Below are 16287 nucleotides of genomic sequence, written 5' to 3'. Positions count from 1 at the left end.
CCGCAGTGACCCCCGCCCGACCAGGCTCACTCGCCGTCGTCACCGTCGTCGGGATCGGAGCCGCCGGCTGGAGGAGCCTGGTCGAGCCCTCCCGTGCGGAACTGCGTCGAGCCCGGCCATCCCCTGCCTCCTCGCCGCTCATGCAGGAAGCCGTATCGCCGTTTTGGCCAGCGGCGACCCGATGTTCTTCGACATCGGACGGGTGCTCGCCGAGGAGATTGAAGCGTCGCGCGTCCTTCCTCACCCGTCCTCCGTGTCCTGACGCCGCTGCCCGGCTGGGTTGGCCGCTGGAGAACGTGGAGGTCGTCACCCTCGTGGGCCACCCCACCGCCCGCCTGGCCGCCGCTCTCCATGACGGCCGGCGTCTTCTCGTCCTGAGCGCCGACGCCACGACCCCTGGGGAAGTCGCCGCGCTGCTCTGTGGCTGTGGCTTCGGACCCAGCCGGATGCGGGTCCTGGAACGAGGCGCCCGAGCCATCGCACACGTCCCGCATGGAGGTCCTGCTCGACCGCGGCCCCTTCACCCTCAACGGGGAGCCTGAGCTGCTGCAGCGCCATCGCATCGACGTCGTGGTCACGAAGGACAGCGGTGGGGAAGCCACGGCGCCGAAACTGACAGCTGCCCGCGAGCCGCGGCTGCCCGTCGTGGTGGTCCGCAGGCCACCCGTTCCTGAAGGAGTGCCTGTCCTCCCGGATGCCGAGGAAGCGGCCCAGTGGGTCCGCGAGCACCTTGAACACGACTCTTTTCCGGCCATTGACTGAAACCTGGTGCGGGCTTTGCTGCGGGCACCTTGTAGCTGCAACCTCTTCGCAGAAACCTGGAAAGCGCGGCTGAAAACAGCCGATCGCCGAAAGTAAGGGTCACGCCCCATGACCACCGCTCCTGATTCCGCTTCCGCCAGGCCGACCGCTCCGGCCGCCGGCCGCGGCATCTCCTGGCACCGCATCCGCACCTCGATGACCAGGAAGGAATGGGCCAGCGCCGGTGGCATGGCGGCCTTCATCCTGGCCCTGCACGTCATCGGCTGGTTCACGCTGGTCGCGATCGTCGCTCCCCAGCACTACAGCCTCGGCACCAAGACATTCGGCATAGGCATTGGAGTGACCGCGTACACCCTCGGCATGCGTCACGCCTTCGATGCCGACCACATCGCCGCCATCGACAACACCACCCGGAAGCTGATGAACGAGGGGCGTCGCCCCCTGTCCGTCGGCTTCTGGTTCTCCCTCGGCCACTCCACGATCGTCTTCGCCCTCGCCTTCCTGCTTTCCCTGGGTGTGAAGGCGCTGGCCGGACCCGTCGAGAACGACAACTCCGAGCTGCACAGCATCACCGGCTGGATCGGCACAACCGTCTCCGGGACCTTCCTCTACGTCATCGCGATCATCAACCTCCTGATCATGGTGGGCATTTGGAAGGTGTTCCGGCAGATGCGCACCGGCCACTTCGACGAGGCGGCCCTGGAGGAGCAGCTCAACAACCGCGGCTTCATGAACCGCCTTCTCGGCCGTCTCATGAAGTCGATCACCAAGCCCTGGCAGATGTACCCGCTGGGCGTCCTGTTCGGACTCGGCTTCGACACCGCCACCGAGATCGCCCTCCTCGTCCTCGCCGGCTCGGGCGCCGCCTCGGGTCTGCCCTGGTACGCGATCTTGTGCCTGCCGGTCCTGTTCGCGGCCGGCATGTCGCTGCTGGACACCATCGACGGCTCGTTCATGAACTTCGCCTACGGCTGGGCGTTCTCCAAGCCGGTCCGCAAGGTGTACTACAACCTCACCATCACCGGCCTGTCCGTGGCCGTCGCCCTGATCATCGGCACCGTCGAACTCCTTGGTCTGGTCGCCGAGAAGGCGGACCTGCACGGCGCGTTCTGGGACTGGATCTCCGGACTCGACCTCAACATCATCGGTTACGGCATCGTCGGCCTGTTCTTCGCCACCTGGGCCGTCGCCCTGCTGGTGTGGAAGGTCGGTCGCATCGAGGAGAAGTGGACGGCGGGGCTGGCTCAGCCGGCTGCGGCTCAGGAACGCGGCGAGTAGAGCAGGGGCCGGTTCCGCCCCGCCGCGCGGCGGGGCGCCACCGCTCACCTCACGCCTCCGGACCAGCAGGATCGTGCGCATGTCGACCTCGGTCGGATCCAGCTCGCTCAGCCGCACGTTTCGCACCCGCTCACCCGGGCCACCGACATCGCGGGCGACCACCACCGGCGTCTCAGGCATCCGGTACTCCAGCAGCAGCTCCTGCGCCCTGCCCACCTGCCAGGTGCGGCCCGACAGCCGGCTGCGCGAATGCCTCGCAATAAGGATTAGATACGACGAGTGTCAGTCGGCTGCGCTGCTGAAGCGGCACCCCGCCGCCGGTTGGCCTGCGGGGCGCCGTCACGCCTTTGACAGCGTCCGTCCCAATGACGGCGTCCCGCGCCCGTTACGAGAACTCACTTCTCGCTGCAGCGGGCGCACCGGCCGTAGAGGAGCAGCGAGCCCGCCGCGCCGGCACGCAGGCCGGTCAGCTCGGTGATCCGCTCCATGGTCTCCCTTATGTGATCGATCGCCAGGTCCCGTACACGACCGCATTCCTCGCACACCGTGTGGTGGTGCGGTTCGGAACTGACGCCGTAGCGCTTCGGGCCGGGGCCGTGCACGGCGTGTGCCAGGCCCACGTCCGCCAGGGTCTCCAGGGTCCGGTAGACGGTCGCCTGATCGAACGGCAGCCCCAGGTTCCGCAGCTCGGCACAGACTTCCGTAGAGGAGAGGTGCTCCCCGGAGGCTGACAGCAACCTCAGTGTGCACAGTCGGCTGGGAGTGCAGCGAAGGCCGTAGCGCCGCAGCAGCAACGAGTGTTCCGGAGCCGTTGCCGCGCCCTCGTGTGCCGACGGCGGAGTCATCGTCATGTGCCTGCCTTTCCTGCCGCCGTTGAGGAGTCCGGGTCACGGACTGCTGTCACCTGGCCGGCGCGACATGGGAGAGGGGTCCTAGGTCCAGCGCCTGATCGCAAGGTACCGTTCTTACTGCTAGCGTGCATCTGCATACGACTCGCAATAACGTCGGAGGACGTTGGACATGGCGCTTTACACGCTCCCGGAACTTCCGTACGACTACTCGGCGCTCGCCCCGGTCATCAGCCCGGAGATCATCGAGCTGCACCACGACAAGCACCACGCGGCGTACGTGAAGGGTGCGAACGACACCCTGGAGCAGCTGGCCGAGGCACGGGACAAGGAGTCGTGGGGCTCGATCAACGGCCTGGAGAAGAACCTGGCCTTCCACCTCTCCGGCCACATCCTGCACAGCATCTACTGGCAGAACATGACCGGCCCGAAGGACGGCGGCGGCGAGCCGCTCGCCCAGGACGGCGTCGGTGACCTGGCCGACGCGATCACCGAGTCCTTCGGCTCCTTCGCCGGTTTCAAGGCCCAGCTGTCCAAGGCCGCTGCCACCACCCAGGGTTCGGGCTGGGGCGTGCTCGCCTACGAGCCGCTCAGCGGCCGGCTCATCGTCGAGCAGGTCTACGACCACCAGGGCAACGTTGGCCAGGGCTCCACCCCGATTCTGGTCTTCGACGCCTGGGAGCACGCCTTCTACCTGCAGTACAAGAACCAGAAGGTGGACTTCATCGAGGCCATGTGGGCCGTCGTCAACTGGCAGGACGTGGCGAAGCGGTACGCCGCCGCCAAGGAGCGCGGCGACAGCCTGCTGCTCAAGCCGTGACGCCATAGCCACACAGATGTCCTGCTCGTGATCGTCTTCTCACCTTTCACCGGGCAGGCGCACAACGAAGGGCTCCCGCGAGCACATCGCTCGCGGGAGCCCTTCCGTGTAGTGACCGGATGTCGGGCCGATCTCGCTGGATGAGATCATGACCGTGACGACAGACGACGGCGGATCGAGGAAGCCGGTGAGGATCCGGCGCGGTCCCGCCACTGTGACCGGTGAGCGAGTTCCGGCAGGCCACCGCCCGGAGAGGGTGGGAAGGCGAGGCGAGCGACGACCCGGGAGCCAGGAGACTCACGCGGTCGCCTCCTCGACGAACACCGGGGCGGGTCTCCCCGGGAGGGGAGTGCTGTGCCATGCCAGAGACGCAGTCAGAAGAGACATCAGGCCGGGCTGTGGTGGGTGAACCGGTTCCGTGCCGGGTTGTCGTGTGCCGGGACTGCTGCTGCGGGAGTCCCAAGGTGACCGGAGTGGATCACGCCGCACAGACCGCGCGACTGCGGGCGGAGGTGCCGGTGCGCATCTCGGAGTGCCTCGACGTGTGCGATCAGGCCAACGTCATCGTCGTACAGCCGTCCGCCGCGGGCCGTGCCGCCGGTGCCCGGCCGGTCTGGCTGGGGCTCGTCAACGACACGGACGCGACGGAGGACATCATTGCCTGGGTGCGCGCCGGCGGCCCGGGACTCACTCCGTTGCCGGACATCCTCGACCTGTATGCCTTCACCCCTCCGCGCCGCACTGTTACTTCCAGAGGCTTGCCCGCAGGTGGGGTCCGACCCCGTAGCACCGGAGACCTCATGTCGCGAAGTCTGACTGAGGACCCTCAAATCCACCTAGAATAAGCACAGTTCGACCGCACACAGGACGGTGATCGGTGTGCGCGCGAGCTGTCAGCAGGACAACCGCATAGGCGCGTGACCGGGGGAAGCCGGTGGGAGTCCGGCGCTGACCTGCAACCGTGTGCGGCCGTGAGGCCGCGAGTCGGGATACCCGGCGCGTGCCGCGAATCGCTTCCCACTGTCATGGTCTGCAGCGCGGAGCCGAGAGCCTCGTTCGGGTCGCCCCATCCGGTGCGTCCAGCCGGCGTGCACCACGGCGATGGACCCGCCTTCTCAGCTGCGGGTCCCGCTCGTACGGCGATGGGCTGCGGGCCACCCACAGGAAAGGCTCGAGCCTTGCACCGTACATCCGCACGCCGCACCGTGATCGCCGGGGCCGCTCTCGGACTCGCCCTCGCCTCCCCTCCGGCGGTCGCACACGCCCAGAGCACGCCCGGCACGAACGCTCCCGTCAAGGTGACCCTCACTGTGCAGGGGCCGGACGGGCTGCTGTTCAAGGGGAAGATCAGAACCCGTGGCCACGAGGTCACGACAACCACAGGCGGCACGCACAGATGTGACGGCACCAACGGCGGCGCCAACCCCTCCGCCGTGCCGACGCCCACGGCCGCGCTCGACGACGCGGCCCGCAAGCGGCACTTCACCTGGGACGGCACCTGGTACGCCTCGTTCGACGACTTCTCCGTCGACACCATCAAGAACGTCAGTGGGGGCGGCGCCGCCTACTGGAACATCTCCGTCAACGGCACGCCCACCCCGGTGGGCGGCTGCCAGTTCAAGCTGAACGCCGGCGACAAGGTCGCGTTCACCTGGACGGCGTTCTGACCCCTGCCCGTTATCACCTGCCGGGGAACGGACGTGCCTCGGCAGGTGTGACCGGCTCTCCGGCCCGCACGCCGTGCAGGACGTGGGCGAGTACCTCGGCCCCGCGCACCACGCGTGGTCCGGGGCGGTTGAAGTAGGCGGGGCCGTCCAGCACCCACACACGGCCGGATCGAACCGCAGGCAGTTCGGACCAGCCTGGCAGACTTGTCAGCAACTCTGCTTCCCGGAGCGTGCGTTCAGGAGGAAAGCCGCACGGCAGGACCAGGACCACGTCCGGCCGTGCGGCGCGCACCGCCTCCCAGATCATCGGCTTGGTGTGCTCGCCGGGCGCGGCGAGGAGAGGTTCGCCGCCGGCGGTGGTGATCTGCTCGGGCACCCAATGTCCGGCGGGCCACAGCGGGTCGAGCCACTCGATCGCCGCCACCCGGGGCCGGGCGCGTCCTGCGACCGCCCGGCGGCCCCGGTCCAGACGGTCCAGCAAGGCCGTCCGCTGCTGCTCGGCACGCTCCCGGACGCCCAGCAGTTCGCCCACGGTGACCAGGCAGTCCAGGACGTCGTCGAGGGTACGCGGCTCCATGCTGAGGACCCGGGTGTCGGCGTCGAGCAGCCGCACCGTCCGGCTGACCTTTTCGTAGGACACGGCGCACACGTCGCACAGGTCCTGGGTGAGGATCACGTCGGGGCGCAGAGCCGCGAGAGCCTCGGTGTCGAGCGTGTACAGCGACGAGCCCGAGTGCGCCGAGCCACCGACGGCGTCGGAGATCTCCCTGCTGGTGAGCGCATCCTGATCCAGGTCCGCTCCCGTCACGACCGGTACGGATGCCACCTCGTGCGGAGGCCAGTCGCACTCGTGGGTACGGCCGACCAGCCGGTGTGACAGTCCGAGCCCGGCGACCATGTCGGTCGCGGCGGGCAGCAGGGAGACGATGCGCATACTCCGACTCTAGGTCTCCGCCGTGACCGACAGGGCTGCGTCAGGCGCCCCAGCGCACGGCGATCGTGTCGCCGACGCCGACGACCGTGCTGCGCGTGGCGGAGGTGAAAGCCGAGCCGTCGATGCTGACCTTCCACGTGTTGGATCCGCTGTTGGCCTTGCCGTTGACTGCGGTGACGGTTCCGGTGCCGGAGGACGGGGTGACGCTCGTGACGCAGCCGGACGGCGTGGCGGCGCCGGTTGCCGCGTCGAGGACGGCGCCCAGCGTGGTCGTCGAGCCGGTCGGCGTGAGCGCGACGGAGCACACCTTCAGGTTGCCCGCGCCGTCGTCCACGGTGAGCCCCAGCTTCGTGGCTGTTCCGGAGGTGAGGGAGGACTGGCTCACCCACTGGGGCGCGCCCGGCGTCGTAGGGGCCGGCGGGGTGGCCGTGAAGCCGCCGCCTGCCACGGCCCGCAGCCCGTCGATGGACGCGTACGCCGTCGGTGAGGTGTCGGAGGGCAGATACTTGAACCCGCCGCCCGGGTTGAACTGCTGCGCGATCAGGAAGTCCACCGGTGTCTTGCCCATGGAGGTGAGGAAATCACCGGTCTGCGGATTGATGCCGCAGGCGTTCAGACCGGACACCGCCCAGCCGTTGGAATCGGTGTTGACACCGAACATGGCGTTGAAGGCGCCACTGTTCGGCACGAGCTTGCTCTTCAGGAACGCCTTGGCCTGCACGATGTCCGTGTCAGTGTTCGACACGCCCGACACACACAGGGCCGCCATCGCCGCTCCGGTCATGTCGATGTCGCTCGCGGCCGAGAGCTGGCTGGGATTGCCCTCCGCCTTGCTGTAGTTCCAGCCGCCGTCGTTGTGCTGATTGGCCCGCAGGCGCGTGACGACCGCGTCGCGCAGAGTCTGCGGTATGCGGGCCTGCCCGGACTGTGTCTTGGCGCCATTCAGGGCGAGCGCCGCGAAGACGGTGCCGTTGAAGTTGGCGGACGGGCCGATGTAGCCGGGTTCGGCGGTCTGCCAGTAGCCGTAGATGTCGGCGATCAGGTTGCGGGACGCGGAGACGCGGGAGGGGTCGATGCCCGCGGCGTAGGCGTTCAGCGTAGCGCGCTCGTAATCCGTGACGACGGGGGAGGCTGAGGGCCAGCCGGCGGTGGAGAGCAGATTGCGGTAGACGGTTCTCGCGTTCTTGCTCGTGTCACCGCCGGGTGTCACGTCCACGGCGGCGGTCCCGGCCGAGGCGAGCGCGCTGAACGCCCACTCGTTGGACAACCCGGAGCCGGCGTACGAACCGTCCGCAGCTTGAAGCGACTTGAGGTAGGCGACGCCGTTCGCCTTCGACGTGGCGATCTGCGCCGGCGTGGACGTGGCCGCCGCGGGCAGCGTCGTGAGCGCGAACGCGCCGAATGCGGCCGCCGCGGTGAGGGCGGTACGACGGTAGGACAGCGAACGGGGCATGGCCTGCTCCTTGGATGGAGGACGCCGGCCGGACCCGGTGCCGGGCCGGCGGTGGCCTGCGGAGCAGCGGGCGTGGCCGCCGTCCGGAACGCGTGGACCGGCTTCCAAAGGTGCTTCGCCGCTTGGGCATTCGGGCTCGGGTCGGCCCCCTGCCGTCCCACACCGCTGCGCGTCAGCCCCGGATTCCCACCGGGTTCCCCCACTCGGCAGTCCGGGACGGTACCGGACGCGCATGCCTGCCGCCACCACTCGCCCGGGGCCGCCCGGGGGCGGCCTTGACCGTTCCCGCGAAGCGTGCTCAAATCCCGCTGATACGCAATGAGTTCCAGGGAAAGCCGGTCGAAATCCGGCGCTGACCCGCAACCGTAGGCCCGGCACCGCCGGGCGAGCCGGAATGCCTGGAGCGTGTTCATCAGCAACAGACGCCGTCGTGGACTACGGCGTGGTGCGACCAGCTTCCGGCTGCAGGGAACTCCTCGTCCGACGGAAGCCCTCTGCCACGTCTGCGCCCGCGTCGGGCAGGCGCGAGGGGGCCGGGGTGCGGACGGGGAAGCGAAGAAACGGGAGAGTCGCGGGCGCACGAGGCACGGCACTCGTATCCGCCCTGTTCATCCTGCTGGCGGCCTGCGTGACGTTCCTCACGACGACATCTGCCGCGGCCGACGGTGTGGGTGACTGCACCGCGTCCAAGGGCGCTGTCGTCGCCGTCGACTTCGGGCCGTTCGGCGGCACGGTGGAGCGCGGCTGCGACACCACGCCCACCACCGGCTACGACCTGCTGCACGACGCCGGATTCACCACCACCGGCACCCAGCACGACGGCCCCGCCTTCATCTGCCGCATCGGCTACAGCGACTTCAACTCCGGCACGCAGTACCCGACCCCGGACAAGGAGTCCTGCGTCCTGACTCCGCAGGCGACGGCGTACTGGTCGTACTGGACCGCATCACCCGGCCAGGACGAGTGGACCTACAGCCAGTACGGCGCCATGGACCGCAAGCTCAAGGACGGTGACGTCGACGCCTGGGTCTACGGCGGCACCGACGTCGGAGGTGCGACGGGCAAGCCCGCCTTCACTCCCGACGACGTGCGCGCCGGCGGCACCCACACGCCCGACCCGGGCGGCACACCCACCGGCGCGCCGGGCAAGGTCGATCTGACCGCCGCCGCTACCTGGCTCAAGGGCCGCCTGACCGACGGTGAACGCATCGTCGACGACGGCGCCACCGCACCGAACTACTCGCTGACCGCCGACACTGCCTACGCACTCGCCGCGGTTGACGGCCAAAGCGCCACGCTCGACAAGGTCACCGACTTCCTCGCAGCCCACGTCGGCGACTTCGGCTACCCGAGCGGCGCCGATCAGGCGCCGGACGCCACCGCCGTCGCCCGCCTCGCGCTCATCGCCGAAGTCACCGAACGTGACCCGCGTGCCTTCGGCGGGCGTGACCTCATCGACGCCCTCACGAAGAACGTGTGTGCGACGGGCCCCGAAGCCGGCGACGCGACCCCGGGCTGCACCGCCAAGGGAGACTTCCGGTCCGCGTCGTACACCGAGGGCCAGGCCCTGTCCGTTCTGGCCCTGCTGCGCGCCGGAGCGACGCCCCCGGCCACGACCACCGACCGTCTCACACAGCTCCAGTGCAAGGACGGCGGAATCACCAGCATCCTCATCCACCCCGGCGAGTACTGCGACGGCGACCCCGCCACCACCGGCCTCGTCGCCCTGGTGCTGCACAAGGCAGGCGGCCACGACGACGCCGTGACCAACGCCCGCAGCTACCTGACCAAGGCCCAGCGGGCGGACGGTTCCTTCCCCGGCTACACCGGCTCCACCACCGGCAGCGTCACAGCGACCGCGTACGCCGCACAGGCCCTGCGCGCCCTCGGTGACACCAAGCGCGCGGACGCGGCCGTCGGATGGCTGTCCCGGCACCAGCTCAAGAACGGCGGCTTCGGCTTCGAGGAGACCGACACCGACCCCGCGCTCTACGCGACTGCGCCGGCCGTCCTCGCCGGTGCGGGCACGAGCCTGGTCACCCTCACGACGAAGAAGCCGGCACCCCCGTCCACGCCGCCGACCGAGCCCACCGGCTCACCGAGCGCGCCCACTCCGGTCACGGGCCCGGATCTGAAGAAGGGCGTCGCCTACCTCACCAAGGCGTCCAACCTCAAGCAGGGCCAGTACTACACCGCCGGTACCGGCTCGGCCCGGGCCGACTTCGGCCTCACCATCGACGGCGCCTACGCCCTTGCCGCCACCGGCCTGAACAACGCCAAGCTGCGCGGCATCGTCGACTTCCTCGACCATGGTGGCAAGGACGGCGAGGGCCGCACTGTCGACGACTGGACCGGCATCGGCACGCCGTATGTGGCGGGCGGTTCCCTCGGCAAGACCGCGCTGCTCGCCGAGGCCGTCGGCCGCGACCCGCGCCACTTCGCCGGGCACGACCTCATTGCCGCGCTCGCGAGGGCCGCCTGCGCCAAACCGAGTTCCGCCCCCGACCGCTCCTGCGCCGCCAAGGGTGCCTACCGGTACGCACCTTCCGTCTTCGCCCAGTCCCTGGCCGTGATGGCGCAGCTGCGTGCGGGGGAGAAGGCGGCAGCCGAACGGCCGATCGCGTACCTCGAGAGCCTCCAGCAGCCCGGCGGCGCCTGGCCGAGCCTGATCCCGTCCACGAACGACTCCGACGTGGACTCCACCGCCATCGCCGCCATGACGCTCGACCTGGCGGGCGGCACCAAGGCCGACAAGGCCGTGGACAAGGCGCTGGCCTGGATCGCGTCCAAGCAGCTGGCCGACGGCGGTTTCCCGGGCGCCGCGGGTGACTCGGTGAACTCCGCCGCTCTCGCCGTGCAGGCGCTGTCCCTGGACGCCGGCGCATACACGTCGAAGATCGCCAAGGCGCGCAAGTTCCTCGCCTCCCAGCAGAACACCGACGGCGGCTTCAACGTCGCCAAGGGCGGTCAGCGCGGCTCAGACCTGCGTGCCTCCACCCAGGCCGTCGGCGGCGCCACCGGCATCTCCTTCGGCACGCTGGAACGCAGCCTGACCGGCACGTCACCGCAGCCCACGCCGAGCCCCAGCAGCAGCGCCCCGGAGATCATCACCACCGGTGGCGACTCCGCCGGCCGCGACGGCGGGACATCCGCGAGCGGCGGTGACGGCGGCGGCGGCGTTCTCGCTTCCACCGGCGCCCAGATCGGTACCCTCGCCGCGATCGCCGCCCTGCTGGTGCTCGCAGGCTGGCGCACGGTCATCATCACCCGCCGTCGCACGGACCCGGGGAGCGGACGATGAAGGCACGTCTCCGGCGCGTGCTCGCCGCGCTCGGCCTGACGACCGCGGCGGTCGTGGCGACCGGCACTCCGGCCGCCGCCGACCCGCAGCCCATGGGCCGCTGCACCACCACCTCCGGCGTCGTCCTCGCCGTCGACTTCAGCCACTGGGGCGGCCCGGTCCTGCGCTCCTGCGGCACGACCCCGACGACGGGCTACGACCTGCTCAATCAGGCCGGCTGGAGGACCACCGGCACCGGGCACGACGGCCCGGCGTTCGTCTGCCGGATCGGATACAGCGGCTTCCAGGGCGGCAAGCAGTACCCGACGCCCGCCGAGGACGACTGTGTGCTCACCCCACCGGCCTCCGCCTACTGGTCGTACTGGCACGCCGACCCGGGAGCGAAGACGTGGAGCTACAGCCAGTTGGGCGCGATGCTCTACAAGCCCAAGCCCGGCAGCGTCGACCTGTGGATCTTCGGCGGTACGAACATTCAGGGCACCGAAGGTCGCCCGACCATCACCCCGGACCAGCTCCGCGCCCACAACACCAGGCCGCAGGGGGACGCGGGCAAGCCCGCGTCCACGCACAAGGCACCCTCCCTGCCGCCCGACGTGGACACCGGCCCGGCTCCCGGGCAGCCGACGACGGCGCCCTCCGAGCCGCCGTCGCACAAGCCGAGCAAGCCGGGTAAGCCGAATCCCAGCAAGTCCCCGAGCCCGACGCCGTCCCCCAGCGCCACCACAACCAGCCCGTCACCCACCGCGTCCAGCACCAGCATGGGCACCCGAGTGGTCGACGCCGAGCCGGCCGCCGATGCCCAGCACGACTCGGGTTCGCTCGTCCCCGTCGCCACCGGCGCCGGGCTCGTTGTCCTGATCGGCGGCGCCGCCGGATACGTGGCACACCGGCGCCGGCGTACCGAGTGACGCCGGTGGCCCGTACGACCATGGAGGCGTCACCGGCCGCCGCGGTGTCCGGCAGCGGCGGCCGGCGCCTCCCGCGCACGCTGCACCCCGTGGCCTGGTGGGTGTGGGCCCTCGCCCTGGCCACCGCCGTCAGCCGCACCGACAACCCGCTGCTGCTGTTCCTCGTGCTCGCCGTCCTCGGCTACGTCGTCACGGCCCGGCGCACCGAAGCCCCGTGGGCGCGGGGCTTCAAGTACTACCTCTGCCTCGCCCTGACGGTCGTGGCGATCCGCGTCCTCTTCCGCGCGGTCTTCGCCACCGGCATCACCCCACGCGACCACTTCGTCTTCTCCCTGCCGCACATCTCCACCCCCGGCTGGTACGCCGGCATCAGGATCGGCGGTCCGGTGTCGCTGGAGGCACTGCTGTCCTCGGCCACCGACGGGCTGCGGCTGGCCTGCATGATGTGCTGCATCGGTGCCGCCAACACCCTCGCCAACCCCAAGCGCGCCCTGCGTGTTCTGCCCGGGGCGCTGTACGAACTCGGAGTGGCGGTCACCGTCGCGATCAGCGTGGCGCCGCAGCTGGTGCAGAGCGTGCAACGCGTCGCCCGCGCCAAGAAGCTGCGGGCGACGCGCACGCGAGGAATGAGGGCGCTGCGCGGCATCGTGGTGCCCGTCCTGGAGGACGCCCTCGAACGCTCCCTGCGGCTGGCCGCCGCCATGGACTCGCGCGGATACGGCCGGGCGGGCACCGCGACCCGACGCTCCCGCCGCGTCACCGGCGCGCTGATGCTGCTGGGCATGTGCGGTCTGTGCGCGGGGGCGTACGGGCTCCTCGACGCCACCGCGCCGGCACTCCTGGGGCTGCCGGCCATGACCGCCGGAGCCGTCCTGTGCGTCGCGGGCCTGCGACTGGGCGGGCGGCGGGTCACCCGCACAGTCTACCGGCCCGACCCCTGGACCCTGCCCGAGTGGGCCGTCGCCGGCAGCGGAGTGCTGTCCGCCGTCCTGCTCTTCAGCAACCTCGGCTACGACCCCGCTCAGCTCAACCCCACCTACTACCCGCTGACCTGGCCGGACCTCCCTCTCGTCCCGACCGCCGCGATCCTCCTCGCCGGAGCGGCCGGTTTCCTCGCCCCTCCGCCCGGCCCCGCCCAGAGAGCCACCACACCGTGATCACCTTCGACCAGGTCACCGTCCAGTACGAGGACGCGGCCGGGCCCGCCCTGCGCGACGTCGACCTCACGGTGGAGGAGGGCGAACTCTGCCTCGTCGTCGGGCACACCGGCGTCGGCAAGTCCACCCTCCTCGGAGCCGTCAACGGACTGGTGCCGCACTTCACCGGCGGCACCCTGTACGGCCGCGTCACCGTCGACGGCCGCGACACCGCCGAGCATCCCCCGCGTGAACTCGCCGACGTCGTCGGCGTGGTCGGCCAGGACCCGATCGACGGATTCGTCACCGATACGGTCGAAGAGGAACTGGCTTACGCCATGGAACAGTTGGCCATCCCTGCCGCGACCATGCGCAAGCGTGTGGAGGAGACCCTCGACCTGCTCGGCCTCGCCGATCTGCGCCACCGCGCCCTGCACGAACTGTCCGGCGGCCAGCAACAGCGCGTCGCCATCGGCTCGGTCCTGACCGCCCACCCGCGTGTCCTGGTCCTGGACGAACCCACCTCCGCCCTCGACCCCACCGCGGCCGAGGAGGTCCTCGCCGCCGTCACCCGCCTCGTCCACGACCTCGGCGTCACCGTCCTGATGGCCGAGCACCGCCTCGAACGCGTCGTCCAGTACGCGGACCGCGTCATCCATCTGCCCGGTGACGGCCACGCCCGCATCGGCACACCCGCCGAGATCCTCCGGACGTCCACGATCGCACCACCGATCGTGGAACTCGGCCGGACCGCGAAGTGGTCACCGCTGCCGCTGTCCATCCGCGACGCCCGCCGCGCCGCCGCACCCCTGCGAGCCACGCTCGCCGCACGCCCGCCCGTACCCGTCCGGCCACCGCTGCCGCACGACAAACGGACGCGGCTCCTGACCGCGCGCGGCATCACGGTCGCCTACCGGGGCGTCACCGCCGTACGCGAAGTCGACCTCGACCTGCACGCGGGCGAAGTCACCGCGCTGATGGGCCGCAACGGCTCCGGCAAGTCCTCGCTCCTGTGGGCCCTGCAGGGCTCCGGACCCCGCCGGGCGGGAAGCGTACGGGTGACCGACGGCACCGGCGGGACGGACCCTCACTGCGTACCGCCGGCTCAAGCCCGGCAGCTCGTCGGGCTGGTCCCGCAGACCCCGGCCGACCTGCTCTACCTGGAGAGCGTCGAGCAGGAACTCGCCCAGGCCGAGACCGAATCGGGCACCGAGGTCAAGGCGCGTGCCCTCCTCGACCGGCTCGCGCCCGGCATCGACGATGCCACCCATCCCCGAGATCTCTCCGAGGGGCAGAAACTCGCTCTGGTCCTCGCCATCCAGCTCTCGGCCGCCCCCCGGGTCATCCTGCTGGACGAACCGACCCGGGGACTGGACTACCGGGCCAAGACGGCACTGATCGGCATTGTGGACGCTCTCGCGGAGGAGGGCCGGACGGTCGTCATCTCCACGCACGACGTCGAATTCGTCGCCCGGGCCGCCGACCGCGTCGTGGTCATGGCCGAAGGCGATGTCGTCGCCGACGGCCCGACCACGGAGGTCATCGTGTCCTCGCCGACCTTCGCCCCGCAGACGGCGAAGATCCTCTCCCCGCTGCCGTTCCTCACGGTCCACCAAGTGGCAAAGGCGCTCGGCACCGAACGAGACGAGGCGGCACGCCCATGAGTACGCGCATCGGCACTGCCATCCGGTTGACCCCGCGCGTCGGCGTCATCATGGCTCTGGCCGCCTTCCTCGGGCTCGTCGCCTTCTTCTGGCCGTTCGTGGTCGCGCCGGGCACGTTCGGCTCCAACTACGCGCCCCCGCTGATCTTCGGCGTCCTGCTGGTGCTGGTCCTGTGCGTGGTCCTCTCGGAGATCGCCGAGGGCGGCATCGACTCCAAGGCGCTCGCCATGCTGGGCGTGCTCTCCGCCGTCAACGCAGCCCTGCGTCCGCTCGGCGCCGGAACGGCGGGCATCGAGACCGTCTTCTTCGTCCTGGTCCTGGCGGGAAGGGTGTACGGCCCCGGTTTCGGCTTCGTGCTCGGCTGCACCTCGCTGTTCGCCTCCGCACTGATCACCGGGGGAGTGGGGCCGTGGATGCCGTACCAGATGTTCGGCTGCGCCTTCGTGGGGATGCTCGCCGGATTCCTCCCCCGGGCGAGCGGCCGGCGTGAGGTGCTGATGCTGGCCGTCTACGGCTCGCTCTCCGGCTACCTCTTCGGCTTCCTCCTCAACCTCTCCTTCTGGCCCTTCTCCCTGGACCCCAACAGTTCGATCGCGTACCTGCCGGGCCTGCCCTTCACGGAGCAGTGGCACCGCTATGTCGCCTTCGATCTGGCCACCTCGCTGGGCTGGGACACCGGCCGGGCGGTCACCAACTTCGTGTGCGTGCTGCTGGCCGGCCCCGCCGTACTGACCACCTTCCGACGGGCCGCCCGCAAGGCCCGCTTCAGCGCGCCCGTGCGCTTCGCGGGCCCGCGGAGGGCTGAATCCGAACCTCGCTGACTCGGAGATGCCCCTGGCGAACCGGGCCGGGACCGAGGCTGCGATCACAGTCGCCACCGAGGCGCAGTCCGAGTGGGGTGCCTGGAACCCGCGGCGTCCGCTTCGGACAACGGTCCCCTCACGCGTTGTTGGCGATCGCCGCTCGGAGGAAGGGCATGGGCGCCTTCGTCGACGAACGACCACCGGTGTTCGGTCATCGCTGAGCCCGAAGCCCGAACCCGCACCGTCCCGGGCGGTGGGAGAGGAAGATCACTCGGGAGGAAGGCGGTCTTGGCCCGTGCCCGCACCACGCGATACCGTCTGTCCGATATCGACGACGGCGAGACGGAAGCCGGTGGGAATCCGGCACGGTCGCGCCACTGTATGCGGGACACCTCTCAGGTGTCGCGTGAGTCAGACCCGTGGCCGTCGTCCTGTGCACCACCGAGATGGGACGCGAACTCCCAGAGGAGGTCCTGCCATGGCGCAGACCGTCGCCCGGCCGACAGCCACCACTCCCGCCATCCCCGCCAAGCTGCCGCTGAAGGCGATAGCGCCGTGGGCGGTCTTCTTCGGCATCCTGATGCTCGTCCTGCTCTACTTCGTCGGCGCCGAGCAGGGCGCCACCTCCGTCCTCAACGGCACGGACGTCCACGAGTGGGTGCACGACGCCCGCCACCTGCTCGGCTTCCCCTGCCACTGACGCGAGGGACGCC

The 16287-nt window shown here is 70.3% G+C and carries 12 protein-coding genes, 4 pseudogenes and 5 riboswitches; of the genes and pseudogenes, 12 read left to right on the top strand and 4 right to left on the bottom strand.

What is annotated here, in order from left to right:
* Positions 1-5: 5 nt before the first annotated feature.
* The 3 genes and pseudogenes from ACZ7N4_RS13995 to nicT all read left to right on the top strand — a co-directional run.
* Positions 6-464: pseudogene (locus ACZ7N4_RS13995) on the top strand (SAM-dependent methyltransferase); the annotation flags it as partial.
* Positions 463-762, top strand: a pseudogene (locus ACZ7N4_RS13990) (precorrin-6A/cobalt-precorrin-6A reductase); the annotation flags it as partial. The pseudogenes ACZ7N4_RS13995 and ACZ7N4_RS13990, both read left to right, overlap by 2 nt.
* Positions 763-870: 108 nt before the next feature.
* A complete protein-coding gene (nicT, locus tag ACZ7N4_RS13985) occupies positions 871-2040 on the top strand; it encodes a Nickel transporter NicT (RefSeq protein ID WP_471357775.1) in 1170 nt (389 codons plus the stop codon).
* 60 nt (positions 2041-2100) lie between these two features.
* Here the strand turns inward: nicT and ACZ7N4_RS13980 are convergent.
* Positions 2101-2271 (bottom strand): annotated as a pseudogene (locus tag ACZ7N4_RS13980) (precorrin-3B C(17)-methyltransferase); the annotation flags it as partial.
* 164 nt (positions 2272-2435) lie between these two features.
* The gene (locus tag ACZ7N4_RS13975) at positions 2436-2891 is read right to left on the bottom strand and encodes a Fur family transcriptional regulator (protein WP_471357772.1); all 456 of its coding nucleotides are present in this window, start codon (positions 2889-2891) and stop codon (positions 2436-2438) included.
* A gap of 169 nt (positions 2892-3060) precedes the next feature.
* On the opposite strand from ACZ7N4_RS13975, the gene ACZ7N4_RS13970 reads away from it, so the two are divergent.
* The 3 genes and pseudogenes from ACZ7N4_RS13970 (at position 3061) to ACZ7N4_RS13960 (ending at position 5375) form a co-directional block, all read left to right on the top strand.
* The gene (locus tag ACZ7N4_RS13970) at positions 3061-3708 is read left to right on the top strand and encodes a superoxide dismutase (RefSeq protein WP_471357770.1); all 648 of its coding nucleotides are present in this window, start codon (positions 3061-3063) and stop codon (positions 3706-3708) included.
* A 131-nt stretch (positions 3709-3839) separates the two neighbouring features.
* Positions 3840-4027: riboswitch (cobalamin riboswitch) on the top strand.
* Positions 4028-4067: 40 nt separating this feature from the next.
* Positions 4068-4460: pseudogene (locus tag ACZ7N4_RS13965) on the top strand ((2Fe-2S) ferredoxin domain-containing protein); the annotation flags it as partial.
* Positions 4461-4632: 172 nt separating this feature from the next.
* Positions 4633-4703: riboswitch (cobalamin riboswitch) on the top strand.
* 183 nt (positions 4704-4886) lie between these two features.
* Positions 4887-5375: a DUF4430 domain-containing protein gene (locus ACZ7N4_RS13960; RefSeq protein ID WP_471357769.1), complete on the top strand. Its 489-nt coding sequence runs from the start codon at positions 4887-4889 to the stop codon at positions 5373-5375.
* A 13-nt stretch (positions 5376-5388) separates the two neighbouring features.
* Here the strand turns inward: ACZ7N4_RS13960 and ACZ7N4_RS13955 are convergent, their stop codons facing one another.
* Both ACZ7N4_RS13955 and ACZ7N4_RS13950 read right to left on the bottom strand, forming a co-directional pair.
* Positions 5389-6309, bottom strand: a complete 921-nt coding sequence (locus ACZ7N4_RS13955; protein ID WP_471357765.1) for a cobalamin-binding protein — start codon at positions 6307-6309, stop codon at positions 5389-5391.
* A 40-nt stretch (positions 6310-6349) separates the two neighbouring features.
* Complete coding sequence (locus ACZ7N4_RS13950; RefSeq protein WP_471357763.1) at positions 6350-7762, bottom strand: prenyltransferase/squalene oxidase repeat-containing protein; 1413 nt, start codon at positions 7760-7762, stop codon at positions 6350-6352.
* A gap of 124 nt (positions 7763-7886) precedes the next feature.
* Positions 7887-7962, bottom strand: a riboswitch (cobalamin riboswitch).
* A gap of 83 nt (positions 7963-8045) precedes the next feature.
* Positions 8046-8179: riboswitch (cobalamin riboswitch) on the top strand.
* A gap of 121 nt (positions 8180-8300) precedes the next feature.
* Here ACZ7N4_RS13950 and ACZ7N4_RS13945 point away from each other — a divergent pair.
* The 6 genes from ACZ7N4_RS13945 (at position 8301) to ACZ7N4_RS13920 (ending at position 16274) form a co-directional block, all read left to right on the top strand.
* The gene (locus ACZ7N4_RS13945; protein WP_471357762.1) at positions 8301-11063 is read left to right on the top strand and encodes a prenyltransferase/squalene oxidase repeat-containing protein; all 2763 of its coding nucleotides are present in this window, start codon (positions 8301-8303) and stop codon (positions 11061-11063) included.
* Positions 11060-11971 carry a hypothetical protein gene (locus ACZ7N4_RS13940; RefSeq protein ID WP_471357760.1) on the top strand — a complete coding sequence of 304 codons (912 nt, stop codon included), beginning with the start codon at positions 11060-11062 and terminating at the stop codon, positions 11969-11971. Before ACZ7N4_RS13945 ends, ACZ7N4_RS13940 begins: the two co-directional genes overlap by 4 nt.
* Positions 11972-11991: 20 nt before the next feature.
* Entirely contained in the window at positions 11992-13128 is a 1137-nt protein-coding gene (locus ACZ7N4_RS13935) for an energy-coupling factor transporter transmembrane component T (protein WP_471358016.1), read from the top strand.
* On the top strand, positions 13125-14771 hold the full coding sequence (locus ACZ7N4_RS13930) for an ABC transporter ATP-binding protein (protein ID WP_471357758.1): 1647 nt from the start codon (positions 13125-13127) through the stop codon (positions 14769-14771). The genes ACZ7N4_RS13935 and ACZ7N4_RS13930 overlap by 4 nt, the downstream gene beginning before the upstream one ends.
* Positions 14768-15592, top strand: coding sequence for an ECF transporter S component (locus ACZ7N4_RS13925; protein ID WP_471357755.1), 825 nt, complete (start codon positions 14768-14770; stop codon positions 15590-15592). The genes ACZ7N4_RS13930 and ACZ7N4_RS13925 overlap by 4 nt, the downstream gene beginning before the upstream one ends.
* 300 nt (positions 15593-15892) lie before the next feature.
* Positions 15893-16016, top strand: a riboswitch (cobalamin riboswitch).
* A 36-nt stretch (positions 16017-16052) separates the two neighbouring features.
* On the top strand, positions 16053-16274 hold the full coding sequence (locus tag ACZ7N4_RS13920; RefSeq protein ID WP_471357752.1) for a CbtB domain-containing protein: 222 nt from the start codon (positions 16053-16055) through the stop codon (positions 16272-16274).
* Positions 16275-16287 lie beyond the last annotated feature (13 nt).

The organism is Streptomyces sp. NPDC107654, from assembly GCF_055639035.1.
This window is presented reverse-complemented; position numbering and strand designations above follow the sequence as displayed.